Raw genomic sequence first — 8,539 nt, 5'->3', positions numbered from 1 at the left:
GCTTGCGTTCTTGGGCGTAAGCCATTGCGCCGTCATTGAACACGTTGCAGTTTTGGTAGACCTCGACCAGCGACGTCCCTTTGTGCTCGGCTGCTCGCTTTAGCGTTTCGCCGAGGTGTTTGACGTGCGCATCGATGCTTCGCGCGACAAAGGTTGCCTCGGCCGCAAGCGCGACCGACAGCGGATGCAGCGGATGGTCGATCGAGCCCATCGGGGTGCTCTTGGTGACTTGTCCTTCAGTGCTGGTCGGGCTGTATTGGCCTTTGGTCAAACCGTAGATACGGTTGTTGAACAGCACGATGTTGATATCGAGGTTACGGCGAAGGCAATGGATAAAGTGATTACCGCCGATCGACAGCGCATCGCCGTCGCCCGTGATCACCCAGACCATCAAGTCAGGCCGCGTCGATTTCAGTCCCGTTGCGAACGTAGGGGCGCGACCGTGGATGCTGTGCATTCCGTAGGTGTTCATGTAGTACGGAAATCGGCTGCTGCAGCCGATTCCGCTGATGAACACGGTCTTTTCACGAGGCACACCCAGTTCGGGGAGCACTTTTTTCATTTGCGCCAAGATCGAGTAGTCGCCACATCCGGGGCACCAACGAACGTCTTGGTCCGAAGCAAAGTCGGCCGCTTTTAAAACAGGAAGATTCATTTCAGAAAGATTCGAAGTAAGTGTGTTGCTGAGGGGGGGAACGAACATGGGGTGGGGGACGGTTCGCGTCCTTTAGCCCGCTTTGCTTCGCACGTCAGCCTTGGACTTGCCACCTTTGGCGGTCGAAACATGCTCTTCGATCGCTTCAACCAACTCGCTAACCGCGAATGGTTTTCCTTGGATTTTGTTAACGCCGATGCAGTCGACCAGATACTTCGCTCGCAGCAGCATTCGCAATTGCCCTGTGTTCAACTCGGGCACGATGACCTTGTTGAAGCCTTTCATCAATTCGCCCAAGTTCTTTGGCATGGGGTTGATGTAACGCAGATGAGCGTGGCTGACCGAGTGGCCTGCGTTGCGGCAGGTGCGAACCGCCGTGTGGCACGAACCGTAGGTTCCGCCCCACGAGATGACCAGGACGTCGCCGCTGGTTTCCCCGTACACGTCTTGGTCAGGAATTCGCTCGGCGATCCGGCTGACTTTCGCTGCACGCGTGTCCGTCATGTGTTGATGGTTTGCCGGATCGTAGCTGACGTTTCCAGTTCCATCTTCTTTTTCCAGGCCACCGAGGCGATGCATCAACCCTTCGGTGCCAGGGATCGCCCATGGCCGTGCCAGGTTTTCATCGCGTGCGTACGGCATGAATGGCTCGTCCGGATCGGCACCTTCGGGGTGCGTGATCTTGATCTTAGGAAGCTTGGCCACGTCGGGGATCTTCCATGGCTCGCTGCCGTTGGCGATATAGCCATCCGACAGAATCACCACTGGGCACATGCATTCGGTGGCAATTCGCCAAGCTTCGACTGCGATATCAAAGCAGTCACCGGGGGATCGCGGTGCCAAGATTGGCAGCGGAGATTCACCGTTGCGGCCAAACATACATTGCAGCAAATCGCTCTGCTCGGTCTTTGTTGGCAGCCCCGTACTTGGGCCACCCCGCTGAACGTTGATCACGATCATCGGCAGTTCAAGCATCATGCCGAGGCCCATCGCTTCAGCTTTGAGTGCGATCCCTGGCCCGCTGCTGGCGGTGACTGCCATCGTGCCACCAAAGGCGGCTCCGATCGTCGCACAGACCGCTGCGATTTCGTCTTCGGCTTGAAAAGTCCGCACGCCAAAGTTTTTGAAGCGAGTCAATTCGTGCAGAATGTCGCTCGCAGGCGTGATCGGATAGGTTCCGTAGAACATGTCTTTGCTGCTGAGCTTCGATGCAGCGACCAATCCCCAAGCGAGTGCTTGGTTGCCCATCATGTTGCGGTAGGTGCCTTTTTCGAGTTCGGCTGCCTCGACTTGATAGCTTTCGCCAAACGCTTCGGTCGTTTCACCGTACGCCCAACCGGCTCGCAGGGCCGCTTCGTTCGCCGCCGCGATATCGGGTTTCTTGCCAAATTTGTCTTGGATGAACCGCAGGGTAGGGTCGAGCGAGCGGCCAAACAGCCAGTAGACCAGTCCCATTGCAAAGAAGTTCTTGCAGCGATCGGCGATCTTTTGGCTCAAACCATGGGCCGCCACGGCATCGCGTGTTAGTGCGGTCATCGGCACTTTAATGACGCGATAGACCTCTTCGATCACGCTGGCGTCCAGCGGATTCGATTCGACTTTGGCGAGTTTGAACTCTTTTTCGTTAAAGCCATCTTCATTTGCGATCAGGATACCGCCTTTGCGCAGGTCACCCAGATTGGTGACCATGGCAGCCGGATTCATGACCACCAAGGCGTCAAGATAGTCGCCGGGAGTGAAGATTTCTTCGCTGGCAAAACGGACTTGGAAACCGCTAACCCCAGCCCGGGTGCCCCGTGGGGCGCGGATTTCCGCGGGAAAATCGGGGAAAGTGGCCACGTCATTCCCCGCCAACGCACTGGTGTTGGTCAATTGGGTGCCGAGTAGCTGCATCCCGTCCCCAGAGTCGCCTGCCAGGCGAACGGTAATGCCGGAAACGGTAGATACGTCTTTTAAAGTGGTCGGAGAGGCCGTCATGAGCTTCGCTGGATGCGTAGAAACGCACCTCCATTGGGAATGGATGTATTGAGTGAAGATATAGTGTTTGTATCGATCATTCGGATTCGCAAACTTATCCGAATTCTATATTTTGGGCATCGAAACGTAATGTCCACCTCGACGCTTTCTCTGAAAATAAGACAGAAAAGCAAAAAACGGGTTCTCACCAGCGACATTTTGTCGCCATCAAGTTGCGGAATGACCGCAATATTTTTCGCTACCCCAGACGATAAAACCTACTCCCTTGCTCAAATCTCTCGATTCCGCTAACCTCCGCACTTCGCTTAGCTGCGGCGACTGTCTCTCCGTAGCTTTCTAAACTTGTTTTGCCGCTTGCAAGATGGGACGAAGGGCGTGTGTGGTTGCCACTGTATCGGCAGCCTCGAATGCCCTGGAATTCGTGAGTGAAAGTTTTCGCTCGCGATTCTCGTAGCCCGCAGTCGGTCCCCTTTCTGAAAAGGAAAAATTTCGCTCGATGTCCACTCCATCAAGTCCAATCGTTCAAGAAATGATCGAAGCCGGTGTCCATTTTGGTCACCGCACCAGCCTGTGGAATCCGAAGATGGCTCCGTACATCTTCGGCCGTAAAAACCAGATTCACATCATGGACATCCGCGAAACCCTTCGCGGTCTGTTGCGAGCTAAAAAATATCTCAGCCAAGTTGCCGCGGGCGGCAGCTTGATCCTGTTTGTGGGAACCAAGCGTCAAGCGGGCGAAGCCCTCGAAGAGCAATCGCTCCGCTGTGGAATGCCATTCGTCAGCGAGCGTTGGTTGGGGGGAACGTTGACCAACTTCCGTACCATTCGCAGCCGCCTTGGCCGTTTGGAAGAATTGGAAAACATGCGTCAAACCGGCGCCATGGACAACTACAGCAAGAAGATGCAGTCGGCACTAAACCGCGAGCATCGCAAGATGTACCGTAACTTGAACGGCTTGCGAACCATGAACCGCTTGCCCGAGTGCTTGTTCATCGTTGACCCCGGTAAAGAGCGTAACGCGATCCGCGAAGCAAAACGCCTTGGGATCACCACCGTCGCGTTGATCGATACCGATAGCGATCCAACCCAAGTCGACTTGCCGATTCCCGGTAACGACGATGGTATCCGCAGCATCGAATTGATCATGAAACAACTTGCTGACGCGGTGATCGCGGGCAAGGGACAATCGGCGACCGAAAGCAGCCCCCAGCCTCAGCAAACCAAGCCAACTGGCACGGAAGCTGAAATGGTTGCTGCAGCAACCCAATCGGAAGCGGCTCAATCGCCTCAGGCCGAAGGTTAGTTTTCCGAGGACGATTTTTGGGGGATCCGGTTTTGGGTCCCCCGGTTATGCGGGCTTGCATTTTTTTGGGGCCCCTTCCACCGCTTGGCATGGCAGCCGCCCCGATTCGCAATGGAGGAAGCGGCTTCATGGCGATCGTGCGTTGTGTGATTCGCGGCTTGGTCGCAAACGCTTCGGTCCCCGTCATTTTCGCGGCACCGATATCCGCGATCCTTTCCGCACGGTTTCGAGTGGGGGCGATTAAGAAATGGCGATAATCGCGACAAGAGCCCCAAGTCGCTTGATCAAAAATGGCATGTGCCTAAAGCTTGTCGATGAAGGAGAGCAATTCGACTCTCGCAAAGATCGCAAGCAACAATACAAACTGTTTTTTATACGTTGGAGATGAAGAGATGGCTGATATCACTGCGGCAGCGGTGAAGGCGTTCCGTGAGCGTACGGGATTGCCGATGATGGACTGCAAAAAAGCGTTGACCGAAGCGGGTGGCGACGAAGAAAAGGCGGTTGAGCTACTTCGCAAGAAGGGCCAAGCTCTCGCCGACAAACGTAGCGACCGCGAAACCGCGTTTGGTCGTTTCGGTCTTTACATCGGTACCGACAAAAAGGTCGGCGCGATGGTTGAATTGCTGTGCGAAAGCGCCCCTGTGACCACCAACGAGCAGTTCATTCAATTGGCTGCGGACTTGGCTCAACAGTACGCGACCGGCCCTGGTGCTGCGAGCGCTGAAGAATTGCTTTCCCAAGACTCGCCGTCACAACCCGGCACCACCTTGGCAACGCAAAAAGAAGACATGTTCAATCGCATCCGCGAAGTCTTCAAGGTCGGCCGTATGATCCGCGTCGAAAGCACCTGTGGCGGTTACATGCACCACGCCGGAACCACCGCCGGCGTTTTGGTCGAAATCGAAGGCGGCAACGACGATGCAGCCAAAGACGTTTCGATGCACATCGCTGCGATGCGTCCGGAAAGCTTGAGCAAAGACTCGATCGATCCTGCCGTGGTCGCCAGCGAGCGTGAAGTTTTGTTGGAAGCCGCGATTGCGGAAGGCAAGCCACAAAACATCGCCGAAAAAATGGTCGATGGCCGGATGCAGAAGTTTTATGCCGAACGCTGCTTGCTTGAGCAACCGTTTGTCAAAGACGACAAGCAATCGGTTGGCGAATACGCCAAAGCTAACGGGATGACCGTAAAGAATTACTGGCACTGGGTTATCGGCGAAAAAGTCGACGCGTAACCTAGGCGCGATTGCCACCGCTGCGGTGGCAACTGCAAACCGCGATAACCTCGCTTGTCCCCCATCGGACCGGCGAGGTTTTTTCGTATACTTTCCGTTATGCTTAGCACTGGCGGCAGATCGCAATTTCAGTGATTTCTGCGATCCACCCTTAACAATCACCCCCCTGGTTTCCAACCCTCTCCGCTTTTCCAAACGCGAAAGTCTTCAACACCATGTCTGACGCTCCCCAGTCGGATGGCTCCGACGTCAACGCTCCCCTGCATTACAAACGCGTCGTCTTAAAACTTAGCGGCGAAAGTCTCGCTGATTCGGGCGGACGCGGAATCAGCGGTGAAGAGTCGGGCGAAATCGCTCGCCAGATCAAGTTAGCGCACGACACCGGCTGTCAAATTGCGATCGTGATCGGCGGCGGCAATATCCTCCGCGGCGCCCAATTTTCCGGCAGCAACTCGATGGTCCACGAAGCAACAGCCCATTACATGGGAATGCTCGCGACGATCATCAACTCGCTTGCCATGCAAGACGCGCTGGAAGCTCACGGATTGCAAACGCGTGTGATGTCGGCGATCCCAACCGACAAGATTGCCGAAACCTTCATTCGCCGCCGAGCACTGCGTCATTTGACACGTGGCCGAGTGGTGATTCTTGCCGCCGGTATCGGTAACCCCTTTGTCACCACCGACACTGCGGCAGCCCAACGAGCGCTGGAAATCGAAGCCGACGTGGTGCTCAAAGCGACGCGTGTCGATGGCGTTTACAGCGACGACCCGGAAAAGAATCCGCATGCCGTGCTGTACGAGTCGCTGACTTACAGCGACGTCATGGAAAAGAACTTGCGAGTGATGGACGCAACCGCGATCGCACTGTGCAGCGAACATAAAAAGCCGATTGTCGTCTTTAACTTTAAGAAGAACGGAAACATCGTTCGCGCTATCTCCGGCGAAAACGTCGGAACTTGGATCGGCCCTGAAAAGAAACAATAAGTGCCGCAACCGATACACTGTATTAACTCTAGTCTTCCCCCTGTTACTCCATTCCCAAGGATGCAAGATGTCCAGCGATGATGTGCTTCTCGATGCCGAAGAACGTATGGATAAAGCAATCTCCGTTCTCAGCCATAACTTGTCCGGAATCCGCACAGGACGTGCGAACCCAGGCTTGGTGGACTCGTTGAAAGTCGAGGTCTACGGTTCAGCGACTCCGCTTAAGCAACTTGCTTCGATCGGAACGCCCGAACCTCAGCAGATCGTGATTCGTCCCTACGATGCGGCCACGATCAAAGAAATCGAAAAGGCGATCGTTGCCGGCGATTTGGGGCTGAACCCGCAAAACGACGGACGCATCATTCGCCTGAACGTGCCGCCACTTTCCACCGAAGTGCGAAAGAAAATGGTTTCGCGGATCAAGGAATTGTCCGAAGAAGCCAAGGTCTCGATTCGTAACATCCGTCGTGATGCCAACAAGGCCATCGATAACTCCGAAAAGGCCAAAGAGATCTCCGAGGACGATCGTGATCGCATGAAGGAAGAGGTCCAAGAGTTGACCAAGAAATTCGAAGCGCAAGCCGCCGAGCTCGCAAAAAGTCGCGAGTCCGAAGTGCTCGACAGCTAGCATCGCCGCGTTCTGGGGTGAATGCTCACGGTTTTTGTCGATCTTTTCAACGGTGCGGCGACGAGCCGCCCGGTTCGGTGCGAACGTTTTTTCTCGCTGCAGCAGGACGGCTGGTGCCGCGAACGCGACCAAAGTCGATGGCGTCAGAGGGCTGCCTGAACCGCGGCGGCAAGTGGAGCCAGCGGTGGCGCCGCCGATCGGGTGAAAATCGTGGCCACCCACGCGAAGCGAGCCGCCGGGCAGGATAGAATGAGAGGATGGGCTTTTTTGCGAAACGTCCTCTCCACGCCTCCTCTACAACCTCGGCCAACGCCCCGTGTGTTCCATGCCCTTATCTCTGATCTGTCCTCGCTGTAACAAGTCGGTCTCGATTCCCGATAGTTCCGCAGGGCTGCGGGTCTCGTGCCCTCATTGTGCTGCCGCGTTTCTGGCTCCCGGATTGAGTGCGACGACCAACGATGATGCCGACGATTGGTTGACTCTGGATACCGATCCCGTTCCGGCAAACAAACCGTCAACTCTCGAAACCGCAAAGGTCAATCCGCGTCCGTCTCCGCCCGCTGCAGCCGCGGCAAACCCCACCAGAAAACCAAAGCCGCCTCGATCCGTCAGCCCCGACGAAGACACGTTGCTCGGAGAATTCGCTGCCGAGCTGGACGAGTTTACCTCCACCATCGAATCGGTCCCCAAACCGAAAGCCTCTGTAAGCGGGGATGCGGCCGGTGGGGACGGGGACGAAGATGATCCGTTTGTTCTTCGCCCGGCGCTGTCAAAGCCACCCGTCGGAACACCTCGCCCGACATCCGTGAAACCCGCACCCGTGATTCCAACGCCGGTGATTCCAACAGCGGGGACACCCGGTGGCGACGACGACGTGATCGAACTTGGCGACGAAAACATCGTTGACGACGAGATCGATCTGGCTGCCGAGTTGGGAACAAAAAAGACGCCTGTCGAATACGCCACCGAATATCGTGTGCAATGTATGACGTGCGGTTCGCAGCGGATGGTCCAAGCCAGCCAAGCGGGAAAGACGATCAAGTGCAACGATTGCCATTCCCCCATCCGGGTCCGCCAGCCTCCGCGCGTGCCCAAAAAAGTCGTGATCGACATGGATAACGCCGCCACGTTTGCCTTCGAGGCGTCGCAGGTTTCGTCGTCCGATCGCCGCTCGGATCCCTACCGTAAATCGGCCCAGCAATTGCTCGACGAAGCATCGCGAGTCGAAGAACGGGTACAAAAACATGACGACGACATCCCCAGCATCAGCGGATGGTTGGCCAGCATCTTTGGCATTTTTCGCGATCTTGGAGTGCTCGCACATTGGGTCGCATTGTCGCTGATCGCATCGGTGCCCGCGATCGTGGTCTTGGCATCGGAAGTTCGCGTTTTACAGGTTGCCTTGGTTCCCGCAGGAATCGTGTTCGGGCTCGTTGTGGTCAGTTGTGGCTTCGCGATCCTGCAGTCGATTGCCAACGGAGAAGAGAAGGTCAGCGAATGGCCTGTGTTTGACCCGATGGGCTGGCTCGAGAATTTGATCGAGGTGTTTTCTGCTGCCGGCTTTGCCATCATTCCTGTCTACGGGATCGCTCAATTTGTGTTCGGACAATCGTTGCTTACCGCAGCGCTAACCATGCTGTCGCTGTACATTTTCTTTCCCTTTGTTTTGCTGTCGATGCTGGATAGTAATAGTCCTTTGACGCCGTTTTCAGCCGAAGTGGCTCGCAGTGTGACTCGCGCCCAAGAGGCCTGGGG

Annotated in this window: 8 protein-coding genes; 6 read left to right on the top strand and 2 right to left on the bottom strand. The window is 55.8% G+C overall.

Annotated features, from left to right (window positions below):
* On the bottom strand, positions 1 to 655 hold a 655-nt coding region (locus ABX962_RS22910; RefSeq protein ID WP_372722643.1), incomplete at its 3' end, for a 2-oxoacid:ferredoxin oxidoreductase subunit beta.
* Positions 656 to 727: 72 nt separating this feature from the next.
* Positions 728 to 2,632 (bottom strand): 2-oxoacid:acceptor oxidoreductase subunit alpha, encoded by a 1,905-nt coding sequence (locus ABX962_RS22905; protein WP_372722641.1) that lies wholly within the window; start codon positions 2,630 to 2,632, stop codon positions 728 to 730.
* Between the two features lie 496 nt (positions 2,633 to 3,128).
* Between ABX962_RS22905 and rpsB the strand changes: the two genes are divergently transcribed.
* The 6 genes from rpsB to ABX962_RS22875 all read left to right on the top strand — a co-directional run.
* Positions 3,129 to 3,935 (top strand): 30S ribosomal protein S2, encoded by an 807-nt coding sequence (gene rpsB / locus ABX962_RS22900; protein WP_345327893.1) that lies wholly within the window; start codon positions 3,129 to 3,131, stop codon positions 3,933 to 3,935.
* Between the two features lie 89 nt (positions 3,936 to 4,024).
* Positions 4,025 to 4,192, top strand: coding sequence for a hypothetical protein (locus tag ABX962_RS22895; RefSeq protein ID WP_372722639.1), 168 nt, complete (start codon positions 4,025 to 4,027; stop codon positions 4,190 to 4,192).
* A 135-nt stretch (positions 4,193 to 4,327) separates the two neighbouring features.
* Positions 4,328 to 5,170: a translation elongation factor Ts gene (gene tsf / locus ABX962_RS22890; protein ID WP_372722637.1), complete on the top strand. Its 843-nt coding sequence runs from the start codon at positions 4,328 to 4,330 to the stop codon at positions 5,168 to 5,170.
* A 215-nt stretch (positions 5,171 to 5,385) separates the two neighbouring features.
* Entirely contained in the window at positions 5,386 to 6,156 is a 771-nt protein-coding gene (pyrH, locus tag ABX962_RS22885; RefSeq protein ID WP_372722635.1) for a UMP kinase, read from the top strand.
* 67 nt (positions 6,157 to 6,223) lie between these two features.
* Positions 6,224 to 6,784 carry a ribosome recycling factor gene (gene frr, locus ABX962_RS22880; RefSeq protein ID WP_339942821.1) on the top strand — a complete coding sequence of 187 codons (561 nt, stop codon included), beginning with the start codon at positions 6,224 to 6,226 and terminating at the stop codon, positions 6,782 to 6,784.
* A gap of 325 nt (positions 6,785 to 7,109) precedes the next feature.
* Positions 7,110 to 8,539: hypothetical protein (locus tag ABX962_RS22875; RefSeq protein WP_372722633.1), on the top strand; the 1,430-nt coding region annotated here is incomplete at its 3' end.

The sequence above is a fragment of the Novipirellula sp. genome (assembly GCF_041583735.1).
Taxonomy (GTDB): domain Bacteria; phylum Planctomycetota; class Planctomycetia; order Pirellulales; family Pirellulaceae; genus Novipirellula.
Note: the sequence above shows the minus strand (reverse complement) of the source record. Positions and strands in the feature narration are given on the sequence as shown.